Source organism: Rhodobacter calidifons (genome assembly GCF_011174775.1).
Lineage (GTDB): Bacteria > Pseudomonadota > Alphaproteobacteria > Rhodobacterales > Rhodobacteraceae > Tabrizicola > Tabrizicola calidifons.
Map to the genome: position 1 here is coordinate 1 of NZ_JAANHS010000005.1, position 26,988 is coordinate 26,988.

Genomic DNA, 26,988 nt, shown 5'->3' on the forward strand with positions numbered 1-26,988 from the left:
CCGCCGAGGGGCGGGGCCGCCTGGTCGCGCTGGCCGAGCGGCTGGAGGCGGCCCCGGCGGCGCGGTTCGCCCGGGCGCGCGACCGGCTGGAGGCGCTTGACCGGACCCGGATGACGCTGGGCTACCATGCAACGCTGAAACGGGGCTATGCGGTGGTCCGGGCGGACGGGGCGGTCGTCACCTCGAAGGCAGGGGCCGAAAAGGCGGCCGCGCTGGAGATCGAGTTCGCCGACGGGCGGATGGCGGTCGGGAACCGGCCTGTCCGGCGGGCGAAGGGCGCTGAGGACGGCGGGCCGGACGGCGGGCAGGGCAGCCTGTTCTGACCGGGCCGATTCCGGCGGGACGGTGTGGCCTGGGCCGTCCCTCCCTGCCGGCAAGGGACGCGGGACTTCGGCGGCCTCAGACCCCGAAATAGCCCTCGCAGGTCACGATCTCTGGCGAGGGATACAGCAGGATCGGCGGGTTGGCCCGGTCGCCGTCCAGCCAGGCCATCAGCCAGTCGCCGCGGTCGTGGTAGGTCCAGCAATAGGGCTGCGGCTCGCCGGGGTAGTCGAAGCAGATCAGCGCGCCCTGCGGGCGCCAGCGACCTTCGAGGCAACGTTCGGCATCGCGCCAGATCGCGCGGCGGCCGGGCAGGAAGGTTTCCACCCCGTAGCGGCCGGTCTGGTCATGGGTGTCGAAGGTGCGACCCTGCACGAAGGTCTCGAAGGCCTCGGCCGAAAGCGGCGGGTCGGTCTCGGCATGGACCGCGAACCCGCAGGCCAGGGCGGCGGCCAGAAGCGCCGGGCCGCGCATCGCGGGCATCATGCGCCGATTCCGGGGCCAGGACAGGCCGGGGGATCGGGCGTCTCGGCGATGGTGACCGGCGGCGTTCCGGGCGGATGCGCGGTGTAGAGCGCATCGAAACCGTCGGCGGTGCGGGTGATGATCCAGCAGTCGGGCTCGCTGTCGGTTTCGTACTTGAAGCAGATCGCGGGGCCATCGGCATACCAGTGCCCGGCGGTGCACTCCGCGCCCACCGCCGCCCAGCGGACCCGGCGGCCGGGCAGATATTGCTCGACGCCATAGACTGCGCCGAACTCGGACCAGGTCATGCTGCGGCCCAGGGTGAGCGCGTCGAATTCCTCGGCCGTAACGGGGTCTTCGGCGCAGACCGGGCCTGCGGCAAGAGCAACGAGCAGGCAAGGCAGTCCGCGCATGGTCAGACCCCCACGTCGGGGCCGGTGCAGGCCAGAGGTGCCGAGGCCTCGGTCACCTGTTGCGGCGGCGTGTCCGGGGCGGCCGACAGGGGCTGCGCCACGACCGTCTCGCCCTCGCGCCAGTAGTGCCAGCAATGCACGCCCGCGATGGCCGGATAGACAAAGCAGATCGCCTCGCCATCCGCAAACCAGCTGCCGTCGATGCAGGGACCGCCTCTGTCGGCATCGCGCACCCGGCGGCCTGCGAAATAGGTCTCCGAGCCCAAGATCTGCCCATCCACCGCATAATCGAGCGTCTTGCCCCGCGACCAGTCGTCGAATTCCTCGGCCGTCATCAGGGTCTGCGCTGCAAGGGGCTGAGCCGTGAGAAGCCAGACCAAGATCCCGACGCGCATGGTCAGACCCCCACGTCGGGGCCGGGGCAGGGCAGGGGCGTCGTGTCGGCCGCGGTCTCGTACAATTCCTGACCCGGCGCGGCCTCGGTCGACAGCGCCACCAGCGCGCCGTCCTTCAGCCAGAAGATCCAGCAGGCGGGCCGCGGGTCGCCGTCATAGACAAAGCAGATGTCCTGTCCCGCAGGATACCAGCTGCCGTACTGGCAGGTGTCGGCCGTCACGCTCCAGCGGACCTTGCGGTCGGCCATGTACTGCTCGATCCCGAACAGGACGCCGTCCTGCCGGTAGGTGATGGTCTTGCCGGTGACATGGGCCTCGAACTCGTCGGCGGTGATCGGGGGCTCGGCGGCGGCGAGCGTCGGCCAGAGCACAAGCAGCAGGGCAGGCAGGCGCATCGGTCTAGACCCCCACATCCGGGCCACGACAGGACAGGGGCGCGGTCGCCACGGTCACGCGGCGGGGGGCGTCGCCGGGCCGGTCGTCGAAGGACCGTGCGGTGACAGCCTCGCCATCGCGCCAAAGGGTCCAGCAATGCCTGAACGGGTCGCCGTCATAGACGAAGCAGATATGCCCGGACCATTCGTGCCAGGACCCTTCCAGGCACTGGCCATCGCTGCCGGCCCAGCGGACGCGGCGGCCGGGCAGATATTCCTCGGTGCCGAAGATGCCGCCCTCGTTGGCGAAGTCGAGCGTCCTGCCGGTGGCGAAGGCGTCGAATTCCTCGGCGCTCATCCGCGTTTCGGCGGCGGCGGAGGCTGCGGCGCACGACAGCAAGAGGGCAAGGCGCAGGGTCGGGCGAAGCATCGGTCAGACGCCCAGATCCGGCCCGGGGCAGGGCAGGGGGCCGCCCCCGCGTGAGGATTCCAGGATCTCCCAGCCGCCGCCCTCGCCCATGTAGCGGCCGCGGATCCTGCCATCCTCAAGGAAATACAGCCAGCAGGCCGGGGTCGGGTCGTTTTCGTAGTCGAAGCAGATCTGGTCCCCCTTCTGATACCAGACGCCATAGATGCACAAGTCGCCCTCGAAGGCCCAGCGGACCCGGCGCCCTTCAAGATATTCCTCTGTCCCGAACAGCCCGCCGCCGTAGTCGTAGGTGATCGTGTCGCCCCGGGTGGCCGCGTCGAAGGCCTCGGCGTCCAGCGGGGTTTCGGCAAGCGCCGGCGTGGCGGCAAGGATCAGGGCAAGGCGGAAGGCACGCATGTCGGGCTCCATCAGATCTGGCGCGAGAGTGCCAGAGGCGGGGCGGGTTGGCCAGTCAAGCCGCCGTGTCCGCGGGTGCTGCCGCAGGTCGGGTTTCCCGCCATCGGGCCAGGTGAGGCGCGATGGCGCGCCGCCATGTGCGCGGGGCAAGCGCCAGGGCACAGGCCAGGGGCAGGGGCCAGGGCAGACGGGGGGCCTCGTCCGCCGGCGGCAGGATGAGGGCGGGGAAGGCGCGGCCGGGGTGGACATGGTGGTCGGAATGGCGCGGGGCGTTCAGCATCATCGCCGAGGAGAACCAGTGCGCAGTGTTCCAGCTGTGGGCGGGGCCGACGGGTTCCGGTTTCCCGTCCGGCCGCCGGGTTCGGGTCAGGCCGTAGTGCTGGACGTAGTCGGACAGCAGGATCTGGCTTTGCGCATGCAGCGCAAGGCAGACCCAGGCGAGAAGGCCGGGCAGGCCGGCGATCAGGAAAGCAAGTGCGAGGGCGGCCAGGCCGATCGCCAGATAGGCGGCGTAGGGGTGCAGGCCGCGCCCGGCCACCCCCTTGCGCAGCGCCGTTTCCGCCTTGGCGCCTTCGCGGAAGCTGCCGATCCAGGCGCGGGGGGCGAAACGGTAGAAACTCTCGCCCGCCCGGGCGGTGTTCGGATCGTCGCGGCTGGCGACGTGGCAGTGGTGGACCAGCCGGTGGGCGCTGGCGTGCTGGCCGAAGAGCAGGGCGGAATAGACCGTGGCCCCCAGGCGGAACAGGGCGCGGCGCGGGCGGTGGATCAGCTCGTGCGCGGCCGGATGCGCGACCTGGCCCAGCCAGAAGCCCGCCGCGAAGAACAGAAGCACCCGCTGGCCCCCGGTCAGGCCCGAGGCTCCGGCAATGCCCCAGGTGGCCAGGGGCAGAAGGACCAGCGCGCCGCATCCTGCCGCCACCAGCAGCGCGTCGGCAGCCGGAAACTCGCCGTCCTCGGCCGGTGCGGCGGTCAGGGGGATCAGCTGGTCAAGGACCAATGTCAGCACCGCCATGTAGAGAAATCCCGCCCAGAGCCAGCCGCCGCCAAGCGCCAGCCCGGCCGCGATCAGTGCCAGCGGGCCAAGCGCGGCCAGCGCAAAAAGGGGAAGGGGCAGGGGGCGTGCTTGCATCGGGGGTAATGTGCGGTGAAGTCTGGCGCGGGGAAGGCGGAGGGCAGGATGCCGGACAAGTTGGGCGAAATGCTGGCGGTTGCAACCGCAATTCCGGCACTGGCGGCGGCGGTCGTCTTCTGGCTGCGCTTTGCGACGCGCGAGGTCAAGGGTCCGGTGGGAGCGGCGGTCAAGACGGCCTCGACCGGCCTTCTGGCGGTTCTGGGGCTGGCCCTGGCGGTTGCCCTGTCGCCGGGGGGCTGGTTCTGGCTGTTTGCGCTGGGGCTGGCGCTGGGGGCGCTGGGCGACCTGATGCTGGCGCTGGGCGGCCTGCGGCGGTTTCTGGCCGGTGTGGCGGCCTTCGGCCTGGGACATCTGGCCTATGCGGGCGGTTTCCTGTGGCAAGGCGCCGCGCTTGGCTTCGACGGCCTCTCGCTGCCCGAGGGGCTGGCGCTGGGTGGGCTTCTCGCCCTTCTGGCCTCGACCGAGGTCTGGCTTGCCCCGCGCACCGGGGAATTGCGCGCGCCGGTGCGGGGCTATGTCGGGCTGATCGGGCTGATGGGCGCTGCGACGCTGATGCTTCCGGCGCATCCGGGGCAGGGCATCCTGCGGATCGGGGCGGCGCTGTTTCTTCTCTCGGACCTGCTGCTGGCGCTTCAGCTTTTCGTGGTCAGGGATGCCGGATGGCGGCGGCGTCTGGCGCTGACGCTCTGGCCCGCCTACTGGGCGGGGCAGGCGCTGATCCTCTGGGGCGCGGTGCAGTTCGCGGGCGTCGGGTGAGGGATCGCTGCCAGCGGGGCAACGGCGCGACCCGTCGTGCGACGGCGTCTTCTCCTCGCAAGCCGGGCGGCGCGCGACGAGGAGCCGCAGGCGAACGAGGAGCCCGGTTGCCGGGAGGTCCGGGCCGATGCACTTCCAATGCCGGGCCAAAGCGACTAGGTGAAGGGAAACAGCCCGGGGGTGCCGCCCATGTCGTTCTTCAGAAAGCTCAAGGAGCGCATGTTCCGCTCTTCGGACCGGATCGGCGAGGGGCTGGAGGCGCTGGTCGCAGAGGGTGCCGAGGCGCCGAAGGATCCGCCGCCGGAGATCCCCGCCCCCCCGCCGGACCTGCCGGCCCCCGCGCCGCCGGAACTGCCCCAGCCTTCGCATCCCGACCCTGACCCGCCGCCGCCCGAGGATCCCGCCCCTGCTGACCTCGGCCGCCCGGCGACGGCGGCCGGGACCACGCCCTCGGCCGAGCCCGCAAGGCCCGGGCTTCTGGGGCGGCTCTTCGGCCGGGCCCAGGCCGAAGAGCCGCGCCGGGTGCTGGATGACGCCATGCTGGAAAGCCTGGAGGAGCTGCTGATCCAGGCCGACATGGGGGTGGACACCGCCGTCCGGGTCACGGCGAACATCGCCGAAGGCCGGTTTGGCCGGAAGATCTCGACCCGCGAGCTGCGCGGGGCGCTGGCCGAGGAAGTGGCGCGGATCATGGCGCCCGTGGCGCGGCCGCTGCCGCTTTATCCCCAGAAGCCGCAGGTCGTGCTGGTGGTGGGGGTGAACGGTTCGGGCAAGACGACGACGATCGGCAAGCTTGCCAGCCAGTTCAAGGCGGCCGGCAAGCAGGTGGTGATCGCGGCGGGCGACACGTTCCGCGCGGCGGCGGTGGAACAGTTGCAGATCTGGGGCAACCGCGCCGGCGTGCCGGTCCTGACGGCTCCGGAAGGGTCGGACCCGGCCTCGCTGGCCTTCGACGCGCTGACCCGGGCCAGGGCCGAGGGTGCGGATCTTCTGATGATCGACACGGCGGGGCGGTTGCAGAACCGGGCCGACCTTATGGAGGAACTGGCCAAGATCGTCCGCGTCATCCGCAAGGTGGACCCGACCGCGCCGCACAACACGCTTCTGGTGCTGGATGCCACCACCGGACAGAATGCGATCACCCAGGTCGAGATCTTCCGCAAGATCGCCGATGTCTCGGGGCTGGTCATGACCAAGCTGGACGGGACGGCCAAGGGCGGCGTGCTGGTGGCCCTGGCCGACCGCTTCGGGCTGCCGATCCATGCGATCGGCGTGGGCGAGCAGATCGACGATCTGGCGCCCTTCGACCCCGAGGAGTTCGCCAGGGCCCTGGTCGGGGCCGAGGCATGATCCGGCGCGCGGTCCTCGCGCTGTTTCTGGCCATGGCGCCGGGCGGGCCGGCTCTGGCCGAGACCAGCCTGTGCCGGCACGTCTGGGATCGGGTGTCCGCCACGCTGGGCGCGCTTGGCCGGGTCACGGCAGAGGCCGTGGCACAGGAGGGCGACTGGTGTCTGGTCAGCCGCCCGGTCCTTGACATCGACGGGCGATATGCGCCGGACTGGCATCTGGATCGGCTGCGGTTTCGCGGCAGCGCGCCGGTCTGGCTGGTGGACGGATCGGTGCCGCCCGAGTCGCTGGAGGTCGCGGTCGAAGGTCTGCGTCTGGTGGTGCAGACCGGAGATGCCCAGTTCGACTGGCTGTACGCGGCGCAGGCTCGGGCCAACACCATCGCGGCCGAGGCGTCGCTGGCCTGGGAACCCGCCGCGCGCCTGTTGCGGCTGGAAGGGCTGCGCGTGGATTTCCCCGGCGCCAATGCGCTGGACCTGCGCGCGGTGGTGGCGGGGGTGGACCTGTCCTCCGCCGGGGCGATGCAGATGTCGGCCACGGGCTTTTCCCTGACCGAGGCGGACCTGCGGATCGAGACGCATGGTCTGTTCGAGGCCTATCTGCTGATGCCGCTGGGGGTGAACCTGCTGCCCTCCGAGGGCGACATGCAGGCCGCGGCCGAAACCTTGCGCGGCGATCTTCTCGACCTCGTCGCCGCCTTGCCCGAGCCTAGCGTTTCCCCCGCCAGCAAGGCGGCGCTGGTGGGCGAATTGCCGAACCCGGCGGGGGTGCTGACGCTTTCGCTGCGGGCTGAGTCCGGCATCGGGCCGGCACGGCTTGCCGGATATGCCCTGACCGGCATGCCCGCGACGCTGGCCGAGGCAGCGCCGCTGCTTCGGGGGGTGGTCGTGGATGTCGGGTGGAGCCATGGCGATGCGCCTTAGGCTGGCGCTGATCCTGGCGCTGGCCGCGGGTCCGGGCGCGGCCGAGACGGCGGTGGACTGCGCCAGGATGCCGGACCTTCTGCGCGACCTGTCCGGCCTTGCGGTCACCGCCCCGCCTGCGGCAAGTGCGGAGGACTGGTGCGTCCTGGACGGGGCACGGCTGGGACCCGATGGCGGTCCGCGCATCACGGCGGCGCAGTTGCGGGCCCGCGCGACGGCGGACGGGCCGGAGATCCTGTCGCTTGCGCTGGAGGCGCGCGGGCTGCGTCTGGCGCCGGATCCCCGGGACCCTGGGATGCCGGACTGGCTGCGCGACCTGTTGCGGTTGCAGTCGGGCGATCTGCGTCTGATGCTGCGGCGCGAGGTGGAGGCGGACCGGCTGCTTCTGGATCTGGCGCGGCTTGATCTGTCGGGGGGCACCATGCTGGAGCTTTCAGGCGCGCTTGCCGGGGCAGGGATCGCCCCGCGAACGCTGCCGTCCGGTCGGCTGCGGCAGGTGCGGCTGGTGTGGCGCAGCGACGGAAGCACACTGCGCCCGGTGCTGGCCGCCTGGGGCGCGCGGCTGAAGCCGGGCCTCGCCGAAGGCGCGGCGGTAGAAGCGGCCCGCGCGGCGCTGCTGGCGCTGGCCGCGGCGGTGCCCGCAGGCGCGCTTGGCGAGGTGGCGCGGAAAGAGCTGGAGTCGGCGATCCGCGCCCTGCCGCAGGGGCGGGGCAGGCTGACCGTGGACCTGGCTTCGGAAGGCGGGATCGGCGCGGCGGATCTTGGCCTTCTGGCCCTGTTGCGCGACCCCTCCGGCTCCGATGCGCTGGCGCAGTTCCTGGCGGGCAGCCGGCTGGACATCGACTGGCAGCCGGGCATCCTGCCCTGAACGCAGGTCCGGTGCGAGGGCCGGGAAAAGGGCACCCCCTGGTGCCGCAGGCAGAGACGACAAGGAGCAGGCAAGGTCATGGCCGGACGGAAGATCAACCCGATTATCAAGCAGGTGCTGGAACTGGGGCCGACCCTGGTCTTCTTCCTGATCTACATGCGGATCAAGGACGAGACCTACACGCTGGGCGGGACCGACTATTCCGGCTTCATTGTGGCAGCCCTGATCCTGGTTCCGCTGCTTCTTGCCGCAATTTTCGCGCTATGGTTGTTGACGGGCACGATCAGCCGGATGCAGATCTTCGTGGCCGTGATGGTCGTGGTCTTCGGCGGGCTGACCGCCTGGTTCAACGACGAGCGCTTCTTCAAGATGAAGACCACGATCGTCTATGGCACCTTCGCCCTGATCCTCGGCGCGGGGCTTTTGCGGGGCAAAAGCCTGCTGCAATGGGTGATGTCCGAAGCTTTGCCAATGAAACCAGAGGGTTGGATGATCCTGACCCGTCGGCTGATGTGGATGTTCGCGGGCCTGGCCGTGGCGAACGAGATCATCTGGCGCACGCAGAGCACCGAGCTCTGGGTCAAGCTGGAGACTTTCGCCATGCCCGCGGCCCTGTTCCTGTTCCTGATGTTTCAGTTCATGGCGCTGCAACGCTTCATGATCGAGGACCCCGAGGACAAGTCCTGACAGGATGCACAGGATTGCCCCGCAAGGGTCCGGGTTCTGCCCCAGCTCTGCCTTGATGCGCCGCTACACCGGAAGGCGAGCAAAAGGGAGACACCCCATGCACCGCACACCTTTCGATCTGGTCCGCCTGTTCCTGAGCCTGTTCCAGGATCTGCCGCCCCTGTCCCGATCGCTGTATCTGCCGGGCGCGGTGCTTCTGGTGGGATATCCGGTCCTGTCAGTCGCCTATGGTCCCGACCATTCCGGCGAAGCCTTCGCCACGGCCTTCATGGCGGCGCTGGCGATGCGGATCGGGATGGGGTTCGAGGGCATGGTGCGGCGGCTGCTGACCCGCTATTCGGTCGCGCAGGCGGTGGGTTGCGCGCTGGCCTTCGCCGGTCTGCCGCTTCTGGTGCTGGCGCTGGCGGATGATCCGCTGTGGTGCCAGCGGATGCAGAGCCTGTTCTACGTCGTGATCGGCGGCATCTTCCTTCAGGACGTGCTGAAGGGCAGCACGGCGACCGCCGCCAGCTTCTGGCCGGATGCCGAGATGCGCGAATATCTGCCGAACCTGACCCGGATGATGGTGATCTACAACTTCGCCTTCCTGCTGATGAACGAGACCATGATCCGGGCCGTCGATCCGTCGCACTGGCTCCTGTTCTGGGCGGTGCTGCCGATCATCGGCCATACGGTCCTGCGCGCCATGGTGCTGACCGTCATCAATCTCGACGACAACGGCCACCGGGCCTGACCGGCCTGGCGGGCGGCGACTTTCATCAAGCCCTTTGACCCCCAAGTTCCTTTGAAAAGGGCGCCGGAAGGCGCCCTTTTCTTGCCGCCGGGATAGCTAGGCTGCCGGAAGACCCGACCCGAGATCCATGCCGCGCGCGCCCAGGATCAGCCGCGACCAGCGTCGGCCAGGCCGGTGGACGGGCAGGTTCTGCGCCGAGAGCCGGCCCTCGATCAAGGCGCGGTACAGCGCGATCGTGCCGGGGCGCAGATATGGCGACCAGTGGCAGATCCGGCGCGGAGGGTCGGGCAGCGCGTGTCCCAGGCTGGCGAGGGCGCTCAGCGTCCGCGGCTGGTCGATCCACAGATCGTGCCAGTTCGGCCGGCTGCGCCCCAGACCCTGGCCGATCGAGGTGCTCAGCCCCAGATGGATGCCCCATTCGAAACAGGCGTCGAAGAGATCGTTCTCGCGCGTGGTGACGTTGACCACCTCGACCGTCCGTCCCGCGGGCGTGTCCAGGGCGGCAAGGGCCCGGCCCCGGGTCTCGGCCGCGGCCAGGAGGATGATCCGCTCGATCAGCCCGGCCGGCAGCAGCGGCAGCGCCGACAGCGAGACGCGGGCGCCCATGGAATGGGCGACGACCTGGACCCTGCGGCCCGACATCTCGTGGACGGTCAGGGCGATCTCGGCCAGGGCCGGTCCGGTCCGGCCCGCCCGCAGATGCGCGCGCCAGGGATCGCATTTCGCGTTCCAGCCCAGCGCGATGCCAAGGGCCGAGCGCCCGTCCAGCCCCAGATGCCGGGGCCAGCTGACCGCGCGCCGGTCGTCGGTCGGCGGGTCGAGCGAGAGGATCGAGCCGTGCGGGCAGTCCCTGGCGAAGCCCGGCGCATAGCGCCAGCCATGGATCATCACCACCACTGGCGCGGTCGCGGGCAGGGCGGCGAGGCGGCGCTCCAGCCGGGCGCGGTCGAGCCTGAGACCGAAGGCGCCGGCATCGGCGCGGATCGGTCGGGCCTCCTCCATCCGGGAGCCCTGGGTCTGGAGAGCGTCAGTCTGGGGATCGTCGGTCATTGCCAGTCGACCACTACTGATTGTGTTGCCAACGCCTTTGCCGCAGGCGGGCAACGCTGCGATGACGCGGCCGTGACAGGTCGATGACGCCGCCGCCCTGTGGCCGCTTGACCACAGGCTGGCGCGGGCGTATCAGGCGCCCCGTGGCGCTTTGTTACCGGATTGCGGGCCACGTTAAACAAGCCGCTAAAGAGGTGAAGGGCATGGCCCCGGCACCTTTGGTTTGCCGGGGCTTTTTCTTTGCCGGAGGGCGCCTGAGATGACGAAGGACTGGAAGACCCGCACGCAACTCGTGCATGAGGGCAGCCGACGCAGCCAGTATGGCGAGATGGCCGAGGCGATCTTCCTGACCCAGGGCTTCGTCTATCCCACGGCCGAGGCCGCCGAGGCGCGGTTCGTCAAGGCGGGCGCGGACGAGTTCATCTATGCCCGCTATGGCAACCCCACGACGCGGATGTTCGAAGAGCGCATCGCCGCGCTGGAAGGGACCGAGGATGCCTTCGCCACCGCCAGCGGCATGGCGGCGGTCTCGGGCGCTCTGATGTCCTGCTTGCGCGCGGGGGATCATGTGGTCAGCGCGCGCGCGCTGTTCGGCTCCTGCCTCTATGTGCTGGAAGAAGTGTTGCAGAAATTCGGCGTGCGCGTGACCTTTGTCGACGGGGCAGATCTCGACCAGTGGCGCGCGGCGGTGACGCCGGGGACGAAGGCGGTGTTCTTCGAATCGATGTCGAATCCCACGCTGGAACTGGTGGACATCCGCGCCGTCTCCGAGATTGCCCGCAAGGCGGGAGCCCTGGTGATCTGCGACAACGTGTTCGCGACGCCGATCTTTTCCCGCGCGGTGGAACAGGGCGCGGATGTGGTGGTCTATTCGACGACCAAGCACATCGACGGCCAGGGCCGGGCGCTGGGCGGGGTGGTCTGCGGCACGACCGGGTTCATCCGCAAGGTGCTGGAACCCTACATGAAACACACCGGCGGCTCGATGAGCCCCTTCACCGCCTGGATGCATCTGAACGGCCTGGCGACGCTGGACCTGCGCTGCCGGGCGATGGCGGACAGTGCACTGACCGTTGCCCGCGCGCTGGCGGCGCATGGGAAGGTGACGAAGGTGATCCATCCCGGGCTGGAAAGCCACCCGCAGCACGCGCTGGCGATGGCGCAGATGGGCTCGGGCGGGACGCTGGTGACCTTCGAGATCGCCGGCGGCAAGGAGGCGGCCTTCCGTTTCATGAATGCGCTTCGGATCGTGAAGATCTCCAACAACCTGGGCGATGCCCGGACGATCGCGACGCATCCCGCGACCACCACGCACCAGCGCCTGCCGCAGGACCAGAAGGACAGGCTGGGGATCACGCCCGGGTTGATCCGCCTGTCGCTGGGGCTGGAGGATGCGGACGACCTGATCGCCGACCTGACCCGGGCGCTTTCGGTGGCGTGACCGTCGCAATCGGTGCTTGCCTTGGGCGGCGGAATGCCTATCTGATGGAGACCTGCCACGGGCCAGGGTGATCCGGCGGCGGGGCTTGCGCGTAACACTCTCCGGAAATTGACGGCGCCTGCCTGCGGGCCGCGCCCGAACCGAAAGGAACTGCCCATGAATGTCCATACTCCTGAAATCGACCGTCTTCCCACCCGGGAAGAGGCCGAGGCGGCGCTGGCCGTCCTGCGCCAGTGGGCAGGCAGGACCTCGGACGAAGAGATCGCCCGGCTGGATTCCGCCGTGGGCTGGCTGGTGCCGGGGCAGGGCTATCCCGTGCTGTCGCGCAGCTACCCCGAGACATTCCGGCCGGACGCGGGCTATCGGGCCTCGCTGCCCGACCTGCAAAACGGGCCGGAAAGCCTGATCCGGGGAGCGAAGGCGCGGATCCAGCATGTCGGCATCTCGAATTTCCGCCTGCCGGTGCGCTTTGCCACCCGCGACGGCGCGCCCATCATGCTGGAAACCAGCGTGACCGGCACGGTCAGCCTGGAGGCCGAGAAGAAGGGCATCAACATGAGCCGCATCATGCGGTCCTTCTATGCCCATGCCGAGAAGGAGTTTTCCTTCGGCGTGATCGAGGCGGCGCTTGACGATTACAAGACCGATCTCGGCGCTTTCGACGCGCGCATCCAGATGCGGCTGTCCTTCCCGATGCGGATGGTGTCGCTGCGGTCGGACCTGACCGGCTGGCAGTATTACGACATCGCCCTTGAACTGGTCGAGACCGCCGGGGTGCGCAAGCGCATCGTGCATCTGGACTATGTGTACAGCTCGACCTGCCCGTGCAGCCTGGAACTGTCGGAACATGCCCGCGCCACACGGGGGCAGCTGGCCACGCCGCATTCGCAGCGCTCGGTCGCGCGGCTGTCGGTGGAGCTGACCGGCGAGATGGCGATCGAGGATCTGGTGGACCTCGCGCGGGGGGCGGTGGTCACCGAGACGCAGGTCATGGTCAAGCGCGAGGACGAGCAGGCCTTCGCCGAACTGAACGCGGCGAACCCGATCTTCGTCGAGGACGCGGCGCGGCTGTTCTGCGATGCGCTGCGGGCCGATCCGCGGGTGGGCGATTTCCGGGTGGTGGCCAGCCATCAGGAAAGCCTGCACAGCCACGACGCCATCAGCCTTCTGACCGAGGGCGAGACCTTCGCGGCCGAAAGCCTGGACCCGCATCTGTTCCGCACGCTCATCCACGCGCGCTGAGCGATGGATTGACCAAAGGCGCGGGGCGGCGTAGCCATGCCCGACCATGGTTGACTTCCGCCCCGTCGCCTATGTGATCGGTCGCATCCTGATCGTGCTTGCGATCCTGATGCTGGCGCCAGCCATCCTGGACTGGCGCGCGGGGCTTGCGAACGGGCATGCCTATCTGGCCTCGGCGGCGCTGACCGGGGTCACGGGGGCGGCGCTGACGCTTTCGACGGCCAATGCGTTGGGCCAGGCGCTGGACACGCGCCAGGCCTATCTCCTGACCGCCTGCATCTGGTTCCTGGTGCCCTTCTTCGGCGCCCTGCCGTTCTGGATCGGAGCGCCGCAGCTGTCCTTGCTGAACGCCTATTTCGAGGCGGTCTCGGGGATCACGACCACCGGGGCCTCGGTGATTTCCGGGCTGAAGGAGCTGCCGCAGAGCGTGAACCTCTGGCGCGGCATGCTGAACTGGCTGGGGGGCCTGGGGATCGCGTTCATCGCGATGATCTTCCTGCCCCTGATGCGGATCGGGGGGATGCAGTTCTTCCGTACCGAGGGCTTCGACACTTTCGGAAAGATCCTGCCGCGCGCCACCGACATCGCCAAGCAGCTTCTGATCGTCTATCTGTCGCTGACGGTCATGACGATGACGGTCTATGCCATGCTGGGCATGCCCGCCTTCGAGGCGGTGGTCCATGGCATGACCACCGTGGCGACGGGCGGCTTTTCCACGAACGACGATTCCTTCTCCGGCTATCCGCCGCCGATCCACTATGCCGGCGCCTTGTTCATGTTTCTCGCCAGCCTGCCCTATATCCGCTATGTGCAGCTGCTGAACGGCTCGCCCCTGCCGCTGTGGCAGGACGCACAGGTGCGCGCCTATGTGCGCTGGCTGGGGTTTGCGGTGCTTTCGGTCTGCCTCTGGCGGGCCTGGACCGCGAATATCGGTTTCGAGCAGGCCTTCCGGGAAAGCCTGTTCAACCTGGTCTCGATCATGTCCTCGACCGGCTACGGCGCCGGCAGTTTTGCCGGCTGGGGCGGGTTCATGCTGATCGTGGCCTTCGTGATCGGCGTGATCGGCGCCTGTTCCGGATCTTCGGCTGCGGGTCTTTCGATCTTCCGCGTGCAACTGGTGATCGCGGTGCTGCGGCGCGACCTGCGGCAGATCGGCAGCCCCTCCAGCGTCGATCCGATCCGCTACCAGGGCCGCGCGGTCGAGGATGACGTGCTGAACGCGCTGATCCTGTTCGTTTCAAGCTTCATCCTGATCCTGGGCGTGGCGAGCGTGGGCATCACGCTGATGGGGGTCGACAGCGTCTCGGCCCTGTTCGGGGTCTGGACGACCCTTGGCAACGTGGGCTACGGCTTCGGTCCCCTTGTCGAACGTACCGGCACCTTCATCGACTATCCGCCGGGCGCCATCGCGATCATGACGCTGTGCATGATCCTGGGGCGGCTGGGCCTTCTGGCGATCTTGGTGCTGGTGCTGCCCAGTTTCTGGCGGCGCTAGCCGCGCGGGACCGCGCGCCTCGCCACAACCCGCCTCGTGCGCCTTCGGCTTCTCGTCGGTGGGTCAGCGACGAGGGACGCAGTCCCGAGGAGCCGGAGGGCGCCGTTTCACTCCCAGCACGAGACCAGCGCCGCCACGTCCGTTGCGGTTTCGGACAGGGCCGCCGGGGTCAGCGGCCCCGTCCGGTTGGCAGAGGCCGGCACGATGCCGGCCGGGGCCAGCAGCCGGGTGATCTCTTCCGCCGACAGCGCGAAGGCCACGCCGTCCGGCATCTGCCTGCCGCCCTGCGGGCTTGCGGGCAGCAGCATCCCCAGCACATTGCCCGCGCCGTCCAGAACCGGCCCCCCGGCATCGCCGGGCAGGGATTGCAGCGCCAGACGGCGCAGCGCGGTCTCGCCGTTCAGGCCGGTCAGATCCTCCAGCGTGCCGAAAGTGATGACCGGGGCGGGCAGGCGGTCCTCGTAGGAATAGCCCGGAACCGCGACTTCGGCCCCGGGCCGGGGCGCGGCGTCGGCAAAACCGGCGACGGCCCGCGGCGACAGCGGGGTCCTTGGGGTCAGGACCGCCAGACCGCTTGCGGCATCGGCCAGGGTGACGCGGGCCTCGGTCGCGCGGTCGATGGTGACGCGGGCGCAACCCTCGACGGCCTCGGTCGTGGTCAGCACCGCGCCCTCGGGCGTGACGAAGAATCCGGTGCGGCTGAGCCTCGGCTTGCGGACCTCGAGTCCGGCCAGAAGGCCGGCCCGCGTCTCGGCCGCCATCGCCATCATGCCGGGGTCCAGCACCGACGCGCCATCGGGCGAGAAGCTGTCCTCGATCGCCTTGACGATTCGCGCATCGCGCGCCGAGTTGCCGGGGGTGGAGATCAGCATCCAGCCCTTGATCCGCCCGCCCTTCAGCTGGGCCGAAACCGTGGTATCGGCCTTTGCCGAGGTGCCACGGATGCGGAAGCTGCGCTCTCCCCGTTCGCGCGGGCCGTCAAGCGGCACCGAATCCAGCGTCTGCAACACGTCATACAGGCCGTAAAGCGCCGCCTGATCGCCCGGTTGCGAGATCAGCACGATCCGCGGGCCGTCCGGCGTCTTGGGGCGGTAATGGACGAAGGGCGGCTCGTAGCGGTCGAACTCGACCAGGCCCAGGGGCAGGGTGACGGTGATCCCGGATTCGGCCTCGACGACCTCGGTGAAGCCGAAGGCCGCGATGTCCCCCTGCCAGGCGTCCAGAAGCGCCCGGCGCTGGCGGGTGGTCAGGATCCCCGTCGCCTCGACGCCCTGCGCCTCCTGCCAGGCCGCCATGGCATTGCGCGTGCCGGGGCCGAAGGCGCCGTCGATGGCGCCGGGATAGAAGCCGAACCATCGCAGCGCGCTTTGCAAGGCGCGCCGCTCCTCTGGGGTCAGCAGGATCTCGCTGTCGCGGGCTTCGGCACGGGTCTCGTCGGGCAGCAGCACCGGATCGGGCGCGGCGACCGCTTCGGCCGGCGCGGCCTCGGGCCCGGGCTCGGGCAGGGGCTCGGGCTCGGCCGCGGCAAGCGTCTCGGCAAGAGCCGCCGCCGCGCCATCCTCGGGGTAGAACTGCGCGCCATAGCGGGCACCATCGGCCACGAAACTGTCCGAGGGCACGCGGCCCTCGCGCTTCAGCAGGCCAAGGCGGATCGGCGCCTCGTCGGCGGGGTAGGGGCCAAGCGCGATGCCGTACCAGCCCGAGCCCAGCCGGAAGCCCGCGGTTTCGGGAAACTCGGCCGCATAGGCGCGGGCGCGGTTGCGCGCGGTTTCAAGGTCGGGATGCGCCTCGATCTGGACCCAGGCCCGGCCCTCCTGCGCGGCAGAGCGCGTTGCGGGCACAAGGCTCAGCACGACAAGAAGCAGGGCAAGAAACGCAAAGGGTCTGAACATGAACGGGTCCCGGGGCCGGTAGAGGATCGGGCCGACATTAGCCATGGCGCGCGCCGCGGCAAGGGCGAACAGGGGCGCATCGGGTCACGATTGCGCCGGTCCTTTCCGGAATTGACCCTTCCGTGCCCGCCGGATAGGGAAGGCGCGAGTTTCGCCGCTGCCCGGGGGCCGCCCATGTCCGACGCCACCACCACCACGCCCAGAAGCTTTCAGGAAATCATCCTGCGGCTTCAGACCTACTGGGCCGCGCGGGGCTGCGCGGTGCTGCAACCCTATGACATGGAGGTCGGCGCCGGCACCTTCCATCCAGCGACCACGCTGCGGTCGCTGGGCACCCGGCCCTGGGCGGCTGCCTATGTCCAGCCCTCGCGCCGCCCGACCGACGGGCGCTATGGCGAGAACCCGAACCGGTTGCAGCACTATTACCAGTATCAGGTCATCATCAAGCCCAGCCCGCCCGACTTGCAGGACCTCTATCTCGGCAGCCTCGCGGCCATCGGCATCGACCTTGCGCTGCACGACATCCGCTTTGTCGAGGATGACTGGGAAAGTCCCACCCTTGGCGCCTGGGGCCTGGGCTGGGAGGTCTGGTGCGACGGGATGGAGGTCAGCCAGTTCACCTATTTCCAGCAGGTCGGCGGGCATGACTGCAAGCCGGTCTCGGGCGAGCTGACCTATGGGCTGGAACGGCTGGCGATGTATGTGATGGGCATCGATCATGTGATGGAAATGCCCTTCAACGACCCCGACAGCCCGATCCCGCTGACCTACGGCGACATCTTCCGCCAGACCGAAGAGGAATACAGCCGCCACAACTTCGACGGCGCCTCGACCGAGATGCTGTTTCAGCATTTCAAGGACGCCGAGGCCGAATGCGAACGCCTGCTCGCTTTCGACGCCGACGATCCGAAGTCGGGCAAGCGGATCGTCATGGCGCATCCCGCCTATGACCAGACGATCAAGGCCAGCCACCTGTTCAACCTGCTGGACGCGCGCGGCGTGATCTCGGTCACCGAACGCCAGGCCTATATCGGCCGGGTCCGGGCCCTGGCGAAGAAATGCGCCGATGCCTTCCGGTTGACCGAGGCGGGGGCGGACCTGTGAATGCGGGCAAACTCATCGTGGCGGCCATCGTGATCGTCGCTGCCGTCGCGGGCGCGTTTCTTTGGTACACGGCCGAGCGCGCCTTCTATGAACCCGTGGCCTTCACCCCGGGCGCAGAGATCCGTCTGGTGCCGCTGACCTCCGACCAGCCCGAGCCGATCCTTGTCGATGCGATCGAGGGGATCGACGCGGCTTCATCGCCCATCAAGTTCCGGGCCTGCTTCACCACGCCCCTGTCGCTGGCCATGCTGACCGAGACCTACCGCCCCTACGAGGGCGCGGTGCCGCTGGTCGCGCCCTCGAACTTCCCATGTTTCGACGCCATGGCCATCGGCCGGGCGCTGGAGACCGGCGAGGCGCTGGCCTTCCTGTCCGAGCCCGAGATCCGCCCCGGCGTGGACCGGGTGGTCGCCGTCTTCGGCGACGGCCGCGCCTATGCCTGGCAGCAGACCAACAGCAGTCTGAAGGACTGACCCATGCCCGATTTGCTGATCGAACTTTTCTCCGAGGAAATCCCGGCGCGGATGCAGGCCCGCGCCCGCGAGGACCTGCGGAAACTGGTGACCGACGGTCTGGTCGAGGCCGGGCTGACCTATGCCTCTGCCGGCGCCTTTTCCACGCCGCGGCGGCTGGTCCTGTCGGTCGAGGGGCTGACGGCGGAAAGCCGACCGCTGCGCGAGGAAAGGAAAGGGCCGTCCACAAGTGCGCCGCAACAGGCGATCGATGGGTTCCTGCGCTCGACCGGCCTGAGGCTCGACCAGCTGGAACGCCGGGCGGACAGGAAGGGCGAGACCTTCTATGCCGTGATCGAAAAGCCGGGGCGCAAGGCGGGCGAGATCGTGGCCGAGGTGCTGGAGACCACGATCCGCACTTTCCCCTGGCCGAAGTCGATGCGCTGGGGCTCGGGCAGCTTGCGTTGGGTGCGGCCGTTGCAGTCGATCCTCTGCATCCTGTCGGACGAGACCGGCGCGCATGTGGTGCCCGTGTCGGTGGACGGGATCGCGGCGGGCAACACGACCGAGGGCCACCGCTTCATGGGGATCGGGCGGTTCACCGTGACGGGCTTCGACGATTATGTGGTGAAGCTGAAGCGCGCGAAAGTGGTGCTGGACAGCGCCGAACGCGAGGCCGCGATCTGGCAGAGCGCGCACAACCTGGCCTTTGCCGCCGGGATGGAGGTCGTGCCCGACCCCGGCCTTCTGACCGAGGTCGCGGGGCTGGTGGAATGGCCGGTGCCGCTGATGGGCCGGATCGCTGACGATTTCCTCGACCTGCCGCCCGAGGTGTTGCAGACCTCGATGAAGGAACACCAGAAGTTCTTTTCCGTGAAGAACCCCCGGACGGGCCGGATCGAGGGCTTCGTGACCGTCGCCAACATCGAGGCGGCGGATGGTGGCGCGGTGATCCTGAAGGGCAACCGGAAGGTGCTGGCCGCCCGGCTGTCGGACGCGAAATTCTTCTGGGAGAACGATCTGCGCGTCGCCCGCGCCGGGATGGGCGAGTGGGCCGAGGGGCTGAAGGCCGTGACCTTCCACGCCAAGCTGGGGTCGCAGGCGGAACGGGTGGAGCGGATCGCGGCGCTGGCGCGCGAGATTGCCCCGCTGGTCGGGGCGGATCCCGACGACGCCGAATGGGCGGCACGGCTGGCGAAGCTGGACCTGCGCTCCGCGATGGTGGGGGAATTCCCGGAGTTGCAGGGCGTGATGGGCCGCTATTATGTGCTGGAGGCTTTGCAGACAAACCCCGCCCCGGACTTGATCCGGGAGCCCGCCCCGGACTTGATCCGGGGCCTCGGGGAGGCAAGCGGAGGCCCCGGGTCAAGCCCGGGGCGGGCATCCGCGATTGCCGACGCCGCGCGCGACCACTGGCGGCCGAAGGGGGAGAATGACTCCGTTCCCACCGAGCCGGTGTCGGTCGCCGTGGCGCTGGCCGACAGGATCGACATGCTGACCGGGTTCTGGGCGATTGACGAGAAGCCTACCGGGTCGAAGGACCCGTTTGCGCTGCGGCGGGCGGCGTTGGGGGTGATCCGGTTGGTGCTGGGGAATGGGGTGAGGGCACCACTGCTTGGCTGGCTGCGCCGGGCCATGGGCAGGCATGTCTCCGATACGCTGGAGGCGGGCCAAGACCTCCTCTCCTTCTTCCACGACCGCCTCAAGGTCTACCTCAAGGACCAGGGCATCCGGCACGACATCATTGATGCCTGCCTTGCCATGCCGGGGAATGACGACCTGACGCTTCTGGTGAAACGGGCCGAGGCGCTGGCGGCGGTGATGAAGACCGAGGACGGGTCGAACCTGATCCAGGGCTTCAAGCGCGCCGCCAACATCCTGGCGCAGGCCGAGGCGAAGGACGGCGTCGAATATTCCTTCGGTGCGGACCCGAAATTCGCCGAGACCGACGAGGAACGCGCGTTGTTCGCTGCTCTGGACAGGGCCGAGGCCGAGATCGCCCCCGCGATGCAGGCCGAGGATTTCCCGCGCGCCATGGCCGCGATGGCCGCCCTCCGCGCCCCCATCGACGCCTTCTTCACCGCCGTCCAGGTGAACAGCGACAACGAGATCATCCGCCGCAACCGGCTGAACCTTCTGCACCGCATCCGGGCCGTCTGTTCCGGTGTGGCGGATCTCGGCCGGATCGAGGGCTGACCCCGCGCCCCGGACTTGATCCGGGGCGGGTTTTCGCGGCGCCCGAAGATTCGTCACAGTGCTGACATGTCACGCTTGCGCGACGGGTCTTTCGGCGTATGTTGCATCTGAACATCGGGTGCCGCAGTGCAGAAACACGATCCCATTGCTGAATTCGCCCGGATCACGCCCTCGGCGCAGATCGCGACGGCGACGCATGGCTGGCGGGCGAAATGCCTGCAACGGCTGGTGCGGCTGGACCTGCCGGTGCCGAAATCGGTCGCCCTGCCGGCCTCGACCGTGCGGGCGATTGCGGCGGGGCACGGGGTGGAGGTGCAGGGCATCCTCGACCATTTCGGCGACGGGCCGCTCATCAGCGTGCGGCCAAGCCCGGCAAACCCGGACTGGGGCGGTCCTGCGACGATCCTGAACATCGGGATGAACGCGAAACGCCATGCCCGCCTGGCCGAAACCCATGGCGAGGCGGCGGCGGATGCGCTCTACCTGCGCTTTGTGCAGGCCTATGCGATCCATGTCGCGCGGCTGGATCCCGACGTGTTCGACGGGCTGAAGCCGGGACCCGGCGCGCTGAAGGAGGCGCTGCGCGACTACGAGGTCGAGACCGACGAACCCTTCCCGCAGGACCCCGCGCGGCAGCTGGCCGAGGTCCTGCGCTCGATGGCGCGGGCCTGGGAGGGCACCTCGGCGCGCCTTCTCCGCCAGGCCAAGGGCGCGCCGGACGAGGCGGCGCTGGGTCTTGTCGTGCAGGAAATGGCGCAGGGCATCGGGCAGGGGATCAGCGGATCGGGGGTGATCCAGTTCGTCGATCCGGTCACCGGCCAGCCGCAGATCACCGGGCGCTATCTGGGCCAGAGCCAGGGCCGCGACGCGCTGAAGACGACCGAAGCACTCTATCTGACCCACGACCCGCGCGGCCCCTCGCTGGAGGATGTCGCGCCCGATCTCTTCGCGACGCTCGTCGAATACGGCGCCACCTGCCGCACCCGCCTGCGCGAGGAGATGCAGATCGAGTTCACCATCGAGGACGGACGGCTTGCGGTGCTGGATGCGGTGAAGGTGCCGCGCTCGGCCCGGGCGGGGCTGCGGATTGCCGTCGCGCTGGCCGAGGACGGGATCATCCCGAAGGATGAGGCTGTGCTGCGGGTCGAACCGCGTGCGCTGTCGGAGCTTCTGCACCACCAGGTCGATCCGCGCGGACCGCGCGACGTGATCGCCAGGGGCATCGCCGCCTCGCCGGGGGCGGCGACGGGGATTCTGGTGTTCTCCTCGGCGGCGGCGCAGGCGGCGGCGGCGCGCGGCGAGGCCTGCATTCTGGTCCGCCGCGAAACCGCGCCCGAGGACATCCGCGGCATGCATTCGGCAGCGGCGGTGCTTACCGAACGCGGGGGCATGACCAGCCATGCAGCGGTGATCGCGCGCGGGCTGGGGCTGCCCTGTGTGGTTGGGGCCTCGGACCTGCGGCTTGACGCGCGCGACCGCAAGCTGACCGCACCGGACGGGCGGGTCTTCCGCGAAGGCGACGTGGTGACGCTGGACGGATCAAAGGGCGAGGCGCTGGCGGGTGCGGCCGAAATGCTGCCCCCGGCGCTGGACGACAGTTTCCGCAGGCTTCTCGCCTGGGCCGACGAGGTGCGCGACATCGGCGTCAGGGCCAATGCCGACACGCCTGCGGATGCCGAGACCGCCCGCAAGTTCGAGGCCGAGGGCATCGGCCTCTGCCGCACCGAACACATGTTCTTCGACGAGGACCGCCTTGTCGTCATGCGTGAGATGATCTTTGCCGATGCGCCGGGCGACCGGGCGGCGGCGTTGGCCCGGCTGTTGCCGATGCAGCGGGCGGACTTCGTGCAGCTCTTTGAAATCATGCAGGGACTGCCGGTCTGCATCCGCCTGTTCGACCCGCCCCTGCACGAATTCCTGCCTCAGACCCGCGAAGGTCTGCGCGAACTGGCCGAGGCGCTGGACCGGCCGCTCTCCGAAGTCACCCGCCGCGCCGAGGCGCTGACCGAGGTCAATCCGATGCTGGGGATGCGCGGCGTCCGGCTGGGGGTGGTGCTGCCGGAAATCTATGACATGCAGGCCCAGGCGATCTTCGAGGCGACGCTCGAATCCGCCCGCCGCGGCGCCCCCGTGGTGCCCGAGATCATGATCCCCCTCGTCAGCGCCCGGCGCGAGGTGGAGCTGGTCAAGACCCGCATCGACGCGCTGGCCGCCATGGTGCGCACCAGGGCCGGCGCGGGCTTCGACTACAAGCTGGGCGTGATGGTGGAAACGCCCCGCGCGGCGCTGCGGGCCGGAGAGATCGCCCAGCACGCGGCCTTCCTGTCCTTTGGCACCAATGACCTGACGCAGATGACCTACGGCCTGTCGCGCGACGACGCGGGGCGCTTCATGAACACCTATGTCCGGCAGGGCGTCTTTCCCGAGGACCCGTTCCACATGCTGGACGTGGACGGGGTGGGCGAACTGCTGCTGATCGGGGCCGAACGCGGCCGCAGGACGCGGAAAGACCTCACACTTTCCATCTGCGGCGAGCATGGCGGCAACCCGGAATCCATCGACTTCTGCCGCCGCGCCGGCTTCGACTATGTGTCCTGCTCGCCCTATCGGGTGCCGATGGCGCGGCTTGCGGCGGCGCACCTGGCGCTGCTCGATCGGAAAAAACCGTTTAGAAACAATTAATTGTAACGAAATCTTCAGGGTTTTCGGCGGTATTTCGCTTATGCAGCATTGATTTGCGTTGCAAATCTGCAACAGCGGTGGACCCCGGCCGCCGGTTCGCCTAACTGCCCCGCTGCTTGTCAAGGCGGGGAAACTTCCGCCGGGAAACCAAAGACGGAAGAGCAGAATGAAACGCATCATCGCGACGCTGACGCTGGCCCTTGGCCTGGCGGGAGGCTCGGCCATGGCGGAATCGGGCTGGAAATCCAGTCTTTTCGGCCTGGCGCCGACCGCGGCCGCCTACAGCACCGAGCTGAAGCGGCTGCCGCCGCCGGATCTGGACGCGCCTTTGCCGGCCCATGCCCTGACCGAGGGCATCACCGAGGACTGGCTGATGTCACGGCCCGAGCCTGAAGGCGATGCCGAATGGCAATGCCTGACCGAGGCGCTGTATTTCGAGGCCCGGGGTGAAAGCCTGGAAGGGCAGATCGCCGTGGCCGAGGTGATTCTGAACCGGGTGGAGAGCCCGCTTTATCCCCGCACGGTCTGCGGCGTGGTCAGGCAGCGGGTCGGGGGCTCGTGCCAGTTCTCCTATGTCTGCAACGGCAGGACCCGGATGCGCGAACCGGCGGCGGCCGATCTGGCCGGGCGCATCGCCCGTGCCATGCTGGACGGGGCGCCGCGCCTTCTGACCGAGGGCGCCACGCATTTCCATGGCCGGGGCGTGAAACCCGATTGGTCCAGGCGCTTTCCGCGCACCGCGGCCATCGGGGCGCATGTCTTCTACCGCCAGCCCGGTTCGCGCGGGTGATGTCGCCAATCGCGGTTTCTCCGACGCCTTCCCGCTTGGCCCGCGCGCAGCCCGTGGTATGACGGGCCGAACGGCGGAGGTGCCCCGATGAGCGACATAGAACTGGCTTTCGCCCATCCCGAGGATCGGGCCGAGGCATCCGCCGGGGCCGCCCCACGCGACCGGATCAGCTTGCGCGACCATGTGGTCGAGGCCGAGATCGGCGCCTTCCAGAAGGAACGCGGCCACAAGCAGCGCCTGCGTTTCAACGTGGTGGTCGAGGTGCGCCCGGTGACCGAGCCGCTGGAGGATGACGTGGACCGCATCCTGTCCTACGACCGGATCACCGAAGCCATCGCGGCGGAACTGGCGGCCGAGCGGTTGAACCTGCTGGAAACGCTGGCCGAGCGGGTGGCAGAACGCATCCTGTCCGAACCCGCCGCGATGCGTGTCTTCATCCGCATCGAAAAGCTGGACATCGGCCCCTATGCGCTTGGGGTGGAAATCGCCCGCTCGCGTGCCGAACGCCCCGTGCAGCGGGCGGGGCTGGAGGGGATGGAGGCGGTGCATCCCCTGGTCGTCTTCCTGGACAATGCCACGATCCGCGCGCCGGACCTGTCGGCGCGTCTGGACAGGTTGCAGGCCGAGGGGTTGCCGATGATCCTGACCGTGGGTCTGCCCGACCTGCCGCGTCCCCTGACCGGGCACAAGCCGACCCAGCGCCGGGTCGATCTTCTGGCCATCGAGCAGAACGCCTGGACCCTGGCCGCCCGCGATCCGCGCTGCGTGGTGGTGGCGACGCGGACCGAGATCGACTGGGCGATGAAGCGCGGGCAATCGGTGGTCTGGGCGCCGTCGAAACTGGTGCTCGACGCGGTGGACGGGCCGAAGGGCACCGATCCGGTGGGCCTGGCGCTCTGGCTGGCGGAAACCATGTCCGCCGCGGCGATGGTCGTTCACGGCGAAGTTGCAGTTCCGGCAGGAAGCCGCGTTCCGGTAAGGCGCGTCTGACGCTTCCCCCTTGAAATGCCCGTTTTCTTCGGTCACTCCGAAGGCCATGGAGTATTTCCGTCCCATTGCGATGACCGACGCGGCCCGTCCGGCCGGGGCCTTTGTCCTTGCCGGGGGCTGGTGCTGGTTCGACCGGGTCGAGGTCCTGTCCCGGGCGGCGCGCGGGCGGCTCATCCCGGCATCAAAGGTGCCTCCGGCGGTCCTGCACCGCCTGACCGCCCCGCGCCCCGCCTTCGCCGGGCTGACGCTGGACCGCCCGCGCCTGATGGGCATCCTGAACGTGACGCCGGACAGTTTCTCGGACGGGGGCCGCTTTCTGGCGCCCGAGGCGGCGCAGGCGCAGGCCGAGGCCATGGCGGGCGGGGCCGAGATCATCGACGTGGGCGGCGAAAGCACCCGGCCCGGCGCGCTGGAGGTGCCGCAGGACGCAGAGATCGCCCGCACCGTCCCGGTGATCCGCGCCCTGCGCGCGGGCGGGCTGACCATGCCGATCAGCATCGACACCCGCAAGTCCGGGGTGGCTGCGGCGGCTCTGGAGGCCGGAGCGACCATCGTCAACGACGTTTCGGCCTTCGACTTCGACCCGCTGCTCGGGCCGCTGGTGGCACGGACGGGGGTTCCGGTCGTGCTGATGCATGCGCAGGGCGTGCCGGCCTCGATGCAGGACGATCCGCGCTATGACGACGTGCTTCTGGATGTCTACGACGCGCTGGCCCAAAGGCTGGCGCGGGCCGAGGCGCTGGGGATCGGCCGCGACCGGATCGTGCTGGACCCCGGCATCGGCTTCGGCAAGACCCTGGCGCACAACCTGGCGCTTCTGCGCGGGTTGTCGCTGTTTCATGCCCTGGGCTGCCCCTTGCTGCTGGGCACCTCAAGGAAACGCTTCATCGGCAGCATCGGACGGGCCGAGGCGCCCGAGACGCGCGCGCCCGGCTCCATCGCCACCGCGCTGGCCGGGGTGGCGCAGGGGGTGCAGATCACCCGTGTGCATGACGTGGCCGAGACGCGGCAGGCGCTGCGGCTGTGGCAATCCCTGAACACCGACCATCTGGAGGGCGAGGCATGACCCGCAAGCTGTTTGGCACCGATGGCGTCCGCGGGCGCGCGAACAGCTGGCCAATGACGGCCGAGCTTGCGCTTCGGCTGGGCGCGGCGGCGGGGCGGTATTTCCGCCGTGACGGCTCGGGCGCGCACCGGGTGGTGATCGGCAAGGACACGCGGCTGTCGGGCTACATGCTGGAAAACGCGCTGACCGCGGGGTTCTGTTCGACGGGGATGAACGTGCTGCTGCTCGGCCCGGTGCCGACGCCGGCGGTGGGCTATCTGACCCGGTCGATGCGGGCGGATGTGGGCGTGATGATCTCGGCCAGCCACAACCCGCACCAGGACAACGGGATCAAGTTCTTCGGCCCGGACGGGTTCAAGCTGTCGGATGCCGCCGAGGCCGCGATCGAGGCGCTGGTCGAGGGCGAGATCCAGCCGGCCCGGCCCGAGAACATCGGGCGCGCGAAGCGGATCGAGGACGGGCGCGGGCGCTATCAGGAATTCGTCAAGACCTCCTTCCCCACCGGCCTGCGGCTGGACGGGCTGAAGGTGGTGATCGACTGCGCCAACGGGGCCGCCTACCGCGCCGCGCCCGAGGTGCTGTGGGAACTGGGCGCCGAGGTGATCCCGGTGGGGGTCTCGCCGAACGGGACCAACATCAACGACCGCTGCGGCTCGACCCATACCGATACGGCGGCCGAGGCGGTGGTCGCGCATGGGGCGCATGTGGGCCTGGCGCTCGATGGCGATGCCGACCGGATCATGATCCTGGACGAGAAAGGCCGCGTGGCGGACGGCGACCAGATCATGGCGCTGCTGGCCGCGCGCTGGGCCGAGGAGGGGCGGCTTCAGGGCGGCGCGCTGGTGGCCACGGTGATGTCCAACCTCGGGCTGGAGCGGTTCCTGGCCGCGCGCGGCCTGCGGCTGGAGCGCACGGCGGTCGGCGACCGCTATGTCGTCGAACGAATGCGCGAGGGCGGCTTCAACCTGGGGGGCGAGCAGTCGGGGCATATCGTGATGACCGATTACGCCACGACCGGCGACGGGCTGGTGGCAGGGCTGCAATTCCTGGCCGAGATGGTCCGGACCGGGCGGCCCGCCTCCGAACTGACCCGCAGCTTCGAGACGGTTCCGCAGCTGCTGAAGAACGTCCGGTTCACGGCCGGGGCGCGGCCGCTGGAGGTCGCTTCGGTCCAGGCGGTGATCCGGGCGTCCGAAGCGCGGATCGAAGGGCGGGGGCGCATCCTGATCCGCAAGTCGGGGACCGAGCCGCTGATCCGGGTGATGGCGGAATGCGAGGACGAGGCCTTGCTTGCGGCGGTGGTGGACGACATCGTCGGCGCGGTGGAAGCCGCGGTCTGAACCGGCGT

At 69.3% G+C, this 26,988-nt stretch carries 27 protein-coding genes and 1 riboswitch; of the genes, 18 read left to right on the forward strand and 9 right to left on the reverse strand.

Annotated features, from left to right (window positions below; genetic code table 11):
- Positions 1–323: exodeoxyribonuclease VII large subunit (locus tag G8O29_RS08005; RefSeq protein WP_302848570.1), on the forward strand; the 323-nt coding region annotated here is incomplete at its 5' end.
- Positions 324–399: 76 nt separating this feature from the next.
- Here G8O29_RS08005 and G8O29_RS08010 read toward each other — a convergent pair.
- From G8O29_RS08010 to G8O29_RS08040, 7 genes are read right to left on the reverse strand one after another with little or no spacing between them, the layout of a single operon-like run.
- A complete protein-coding gene (locus G8O29_RS08010) occupies positions 400–807 on the reverse strand; it encodes a hypothetical protein (RefSeq protein WP_166402730.1) in 408 nt (135 codons plus the stop codon).
- Positions 804–1,199, reverse strand: a complete 396-nt coding sequence (locus G8O29_RS08015) for a hypothetical protein (RefSeq protein ID WP_166402731.1) — start codon at positions 1,197–1,199, stop codon at positions 804–806. Before G8O29_RS08015 ends, G8O29_RS08010 begins: the two co-directional genes overlap by 4 nt.
- A gap of 2 nt (positions 1,200–1,201) precedes the next feature.
- Entirely contained in the window at positions 1,202–1,594 is a 393-nt protein-coding gene (locus tag G8O29_RS08020; RefSeq protein ID WP_166402732.1) for a hypothetical protein, read from the reverse strand.
- Between the two features lie 2 nt (positions 1,595–1,596).
- Positions 1,597–1,989, reverse strand: coding sequence for a hypothetical protein (locus tag G8O29_RS08025; RefSeq protein WP_166402733.1), 393 nt, complete (start codon positions 1,987–1,989; stop codon positions 1,597–1,599).
- Between the two features lie 4 nt (positions 1,990–1,993).
- Positions 1,994–2,398, reverse strand: coding sequence for a hypothetical protein (locus tag G8O29_RS08030; RefSeq protein WP_166402734.1), 405 nt, complete (start codon positions 2,396–2,398; stop codon positions 1,994–1,996).
- A 3-nt stretch (positions 2,399–2,401) separates the two neighbouring features.
- Positions 2,402–2,794, reverse strand: coding sequence for a hypothetical protein (locus G8O29_RS08035; protein WP_166402735.1), 393 nt, complete (start codon positions 2,792–2,794; stop codon positions 2,402–2,404).
- A gap of 55 nt (positions 2,795–2,849) precedes the next feature.
- Entirely contained in the window at positions 2,850–3,923 is a 1,074-nt protein-coding gene (locus G8O29_RS08040; RefSeq protein ID WP_166402736.1) for an alkane 1-monooxygenase, read from the reverse strand.
- 48 nt (positions 3,924–3,971) lie between these two features.
- On the opposite strand from G8O29_RS08040, the gene G8O29_RS08045 reads away from it, so the two are divergent.
- From G8O29_RS08045 to G8O29_RS08070, 6 genes are all read left to right on the forward strand, one after another.
- Positions 3,972–4,682, forward strand: a complete 711-nt coding sequence (locus G8O29_RS08045; protein ID WP_166402737.1) for a lysoplasmalogenase family protein — start codon at positions 3,972–3,974, stop codon at positions 4,680–4,682.
- A 189-nt stretch (positions 4,683–4,871) separates the two neighbouring features.
- Positions 4,872–6,032, forward strand: a complete 1,161-nt coding sequence (gene ftsY / locus G8O29_RS08050; RefSeq protein ID WP_166402738.1) for a signal recognition particle-docking protein FtsY — start codon at positions 4,872–4,874, stop codon at positions 6,030–6,032.
- Positions 6,029–6,952, forward strand: coding sequence for a hypothetical protein (locus G8O29_RS08055; protein ID WP_166402739.1), 924 nt, complete (start codon positions 6,029–6,031; stop codon positions 6,950–6,952). Before ftsY ends, G8O29_RS08055 begins: the two co-directional genes overlap by 4 nt.
- Positions 6,936–7,820, forward strand: coding sequence for a hypothetical protein (locus tag G8O29_RS08060; protein WP_166402740.1), 885 nt, complete (start codon positions 6,936–6,938; stop codon positions 7,818–7,820). Before G8O29_RS08055 ends, G8O29_RS08060 begins: the two co-directional genes overlap by 17 nt.
- 78 nt (positions 7,821–7,898) lie before the next feature.
- The gene (locus tag G8O29_RS08065; protein ID WP_166402741.1) at positions 7,899–8,507 is read left to right on the forward strand and encodes an inner membrane-spanning protein YciB; all 609 of its coding nucleotides are present in this window, start codon (positions 7,899–7,901) and stop codon (positions 8,505–8,507) included.
- A 97-nt stretch (positions 8,508–8,604) separates the two neighbouring features.
- A complete protein-coding gene (locus G8O29_RS08070) occupies positions 8,605–9,240 on the forward strand; it encodes a hypothetical protein (RefSeq protein ID WP_166402742.1) in 636 nt (211 codons plus the stop codon).
- Positions 9,241–9,336: 96 nt separating this feature from the next.
- Here G8O29_RS08070 and G8O29_RS08075 read toward each other — a convergent pair whose 3' ends face one another.
- Positions 9,337–10,290, reverse strand: coding sequence for a hypothetical protein (locus G8O29_RS08075; RefSeq protein ID WP_166402743.1), 954 nt, complete (start codon positions 10,288–10,290; stop codon positions 9,337–9,339).
- A 133-nt stretch (positions 10,291–10,423) separates the two neighbouring features.
- Positions 10,424–10,501: riboswitch (SAM riboswitch) on the forward strand.
- 48 nt (positions 10,502–10,549) lie between these two features.
- Here G8O29_RS08075 and metZ point away from each other — a divergent pair.
- The 3 genes from metZ to G8O29_RS08090 all read left to right on the forward strand — a co-directional run bounded on the left by metZ (position 10,550) and on the right by G8O29_RS08090 (position 14,468).
- A complete protein-coding gene (gene metZ, locus G8O29_RS08080; protein ID WP_166402744.1) occupies positions 10,550–11,731 on the forward strand; it encodes an O-succinylhomoserine sulfhydrylase in 1,182 nt (393 codons plus the stop codon).
- Positions 11,732–11,887: 156 nt separating this feature from the next.
- Positions 11,888–12,973, forward strand: a complete 1,086-nt coding sequence (gene folE2, locus G8O29_RS08085) for a GTP cyclohydrolase FolE2 (protein WP_166402745.1) — start codon at positions 11,888–11,890, stop codon at positions 12,971–12,973.
- Positions 12,974–13,019: 46 nt separating this feature from the next.
- Positions 13,020–14,468 (forward strand): TrkH family potassium uptake protein, encoded by a 1,449-nt coding sequence (locus G8O29_RS08090; protein ID WP_166402746.1) that lies wholly within the window; start codon positions 13,020–13,022, stop codon positions 14,466–14,468.
- A 107-nt stretch (positions 14,469–14,575) separates the two neighbouring features.
- Here G8O29_RS08090 and G8O29_RS08095 read toward each other — a convergent pair whose 3' ends face one another.
- The gene (locus G8O29_RS08095) at positions 14,576–16,360 is read right to left on the reverse strand and encodes a serine protease (RefSeq protein ID WP_166402946.1); all 1,785 of its coding nucleotides are present in this window, start codon (positions 16,358–16,360) and stop codon (positions 14,576–14,578) included.
- 174 nt (positions 16,361–16,534) lie between these two features.
- On the opposite strand from G8O29_RS08095, the gene G8O29_RS08100 reads away from it, so the two are divergent.
- From G8O29_RS08100 to glmM, 8 genes are all read left to right on the forward strand, one after another.
- Positions 16,535–17,464, forward strand: a complete 930-nt coding sequence (locus tag G8O29_RS08100) for a glycine--tRNA ligase subunit alpha (protein ID WP_166402747.1) — start codon at positions 16,535–16,537, stop codon at positions 17,462–17,464.
- Positions 17,461–17,937: a DUF6446 family protein gene (locus G8O29_RS08105; RefSeq protein WP_367890147.1), complete on the forward strand. Its 477-nt coding sequence runs from the start codon at positions 17,461–17,463 to the stop codon at positions 17,935–17,937. Before G8O29_RS08100 ends, G8O29_RS08105 begins: the two co-directional genes overlap by 4 nt.
- A gap of 3 nt (positions 17,938–17,940) precedes the next feature.
- Positions 17,941–20,112, forward strand: a complete 2,172-nt coding sequence (glyS, locus tag G8O29_RS08110; RefSeq protein WP_166402749.1) for a glycine--tRNA ligase subunit beta — start codon at positions 17,941–17,943, stop codon at positions 20,110–20,112.
- A gap of 126 nt (positions 20,113–20,238) precedes the next feature.
- Complete coding sequence (locus tag G8O29_RS08115; protein WP_166402750.1) at positions 20,239–22,794, forward strand: putative PEP-binding protein; 2,556 nt, start codon at positions 20,239–20,241, stop codon at positions 22,792–22,794.
- Positions 22,795–22,960: 166 nt separating this feature from the next.
- Entirely contained in the window at positions 22,961–23,584 is a 624-nt protein-coding gene (locus tag G8O29_RS08120; protein WP_166402751.1) for a cell wall hydrolase, read from the forward strand.
- A gap of 87 nt (positions 23,585–23,671) precedes the next feature.
- Positions 23,672–24,574, forward strand: coding sequence for a dihydroneopterin aldolase (locus G8O29_RS08125; protein ID WP_166402752.1), 903 nt, complete (start codon positions 23,672–23,674; stop codon positions 24,572–24,574).
- Positions 24,575–24,620: 46 nt separating this feature from the next.
- On the forward strand, positions 24,621–25,640 hold the full coding sequence (gene folP, locus G8O29_RS08130; protein WP_166402753.1) for a dihydropteroate synthase: 1,020 nt from the start codon (positions 24,621–24,623) through the stop codon (positions 25,638–25,640).
- Positions 25,637–26,980 (forward strand): phosphoglucosamine mutase, encoded by a 1,344-nt coding sequence (gene glmM, locus G8O29_RS08135; protein WP_166402754.1) that lies wholly within the window; start codon positions 25,637–25,639, stop codon positions 26,978–26,980. Before folP ends, glmM begins: the two co-directional genes overlap by 4 nt.
- Positions 26,981–26,988: the final 8 nt, after the last annotated feature.

What these genes read in the sequence shown, in the direction of transcription:
- G8O29_RS08010 (WP_166402730.1), bottom strand. Translation starts at nt 807, where the DNA reads ATGATGCCCGCGATGCGCGGCCCGGCGCTTCTGGCCGCCGCCCTGGCC.
- G8O29_RS08015 (WP_166402731.1), bottom strand. Translation starts at nt 1,199, where the DNA reads ATGCGCGGACTGCCTTGCCTGCTCGTTGCTCTTGCCGCAGGCCCGGTC.
- G8O29_RS08020 (WP_166402732.1), bottom strand. Translation starts at nt 1,594, where the DNA reads ATGCGCGTCGGGATCTTGGTCTGGCTTCTCACGGCTCAGCCCCTTGCA.
- G8O29_RS08025 (WP_166402733.1), bottom strand. Translation starts at nt 1,989, where the DNA reads ATGCGCCTGCCTGCCCTGCTGCTTGTGCTCTGGCCGACGCTCGCCGCC.
- G8O29_RS08030 (WP_166402734.1), bottom strand. Translation starts at nt 2,398, where the DNA reads ATGCTTCGCCCGACCCTGCGCCTTGCCCTCTTGCTGTCGTGCGCCGCA.
- G8O29_RS08035 (WP_166402735.1), bottom strand. Translation starts at nt 2,794, where the DNA reads ATGCGTGCCTTCCGCCTTGCCCTGATCCTTGCCGCCACGCCGGCGCTT.
- G8O29_RS08040 (WP_166402736.1), bottom strand. Translation starts at nt 3,923, where the DNA reads ATGCAAGCACGCCCCCTGCCCCTTCCCCTTTTTGCGCTGGCCGCGCTT.
- G8O29_RS08045 (WP_166402737.1), top strand. Translation starts at nt 3,972, where the DNA reads ATGCCGGACAAGTTGGGCGAAATGCTGGCGGTTGCAACCGCAATTCCG.
- ftsY (WP_166402738.1), top strand. Translation starts at nt 4,872, where the DNA reads ATGTCGTTCTTCAGAAAGCTCAAGGAGCGCATGTTCCGCTCTTCGGAC.
- G8O29_RS08055 (WP_166402739.1), top strand. Translation starts at nt 6,029, where the DNA reads ATGATCCGGCGCGCGGTCCTCGCGCTGTTTCTGGCCATGGCGCCGGGC.
- G8O29_RS08060 (WP_166402740.1), top strand. Translation starts at nt 6,936, where the DNA reads ATGGCGATGCGCCTTAGGCTGGCGCTGATCCTGGCGCTGGCCGCGGGT.
- G8O29_RS08065 (WP_166402741.1), top strand. Translation starts at nt 7,899, where the DNA reads ATGGCCGGACGGAAGATCAACCCGATTATCAAGCAGGTGCTGGAACTG.
- G8O29_RS08070 (WP_166402742.1), top strand. Translation starts at nt 8,605, where the DNA reads ATGCACCGCACACCTTTCGATCTGGTCCGCCTGTTCCTGAGCCTGTTC.
- G8O29_RS08075 (WP_166402743.1), bottom strand. Translation starts at nt 10,290, where the DNA reads ATGACCGACGATCCCCAGACTGACGCTCTCCAGACCCAGGGCTCCCGG.
- metZ (WP_166402744.1), top strand. Translation starts at nt 10,550, where the DNA reads ATGACGAAGGACTGGAAGACCCGCACGCAACTCGTGCATGAGGGCAGC.
- folE2 (WP_166402745.1), top strand. Translation starts at nt 11,888, where the DNA reads ATGAATGTCCATACTCCTGAAATCGACCGTCTTCCCACCCGGGAAGAG.
- G8O29_RS08090 (WP_166402746.1), top strand. Translation starts at nt 13,020, where the DNA reads ATGGTTGACTTCCGCCCCGTCGCCTATGTGATCGGTCGCATCCTGATC.
- G8O29_RS08095 (WP_166402946.1), bottom strand. Translation starts at nt 16,360, where the DNA reads ATGTTCAGACCCTTTGCGTTTCTTGCCCTGCTTCTTGTCGTGCTGAGC.
- G8O29_RS08100 (WP_166402747.1), top strand. Translation starts at nt 16,535, where the DNA reads ATGTCCGACGCCACCACCACCACGCCCAGAAGCTTTCAGGAAATCATC.
- glyS (WP_166402749.1), top strand. Translation starts at nt 17,941, where the DNA reads ATGCCCGATTTGCTGATCGAACTTTTCTCCGAGGAAATCCCGGCGCGG.
- G8O29_RS08120 (WP_166402751.1), top strand. Translation starts at nt 22,961, where the DNA reads ATGAAACGCATCATCGCGACGCTGACGCTGGCCCTTGGCCTGGCGGGA.
- G8O29_RS08125 (WP_166402752.1), top strand. Translation starts at nt 23,672, where the DNA reads ATGAGCGACATAGAACTGGCTTTCGCCCATCCCGAGGATCGGGCCGAG.
- folP (WP_166402753.1), top strand. Translation starts at nt 24,621, where the DNA reads ATGGAGTATTTCCGTCCCATTGCGATGACCGACGCGGCCCGTCCGGCC.
- glmM (WP_166402754.1), top strand. Translation starts at nt 25,637, where the DNA reads ATGACCCGCAAGCTGTTTGGCACCGATGGCGTCCGCGGGCGCGCGAAC.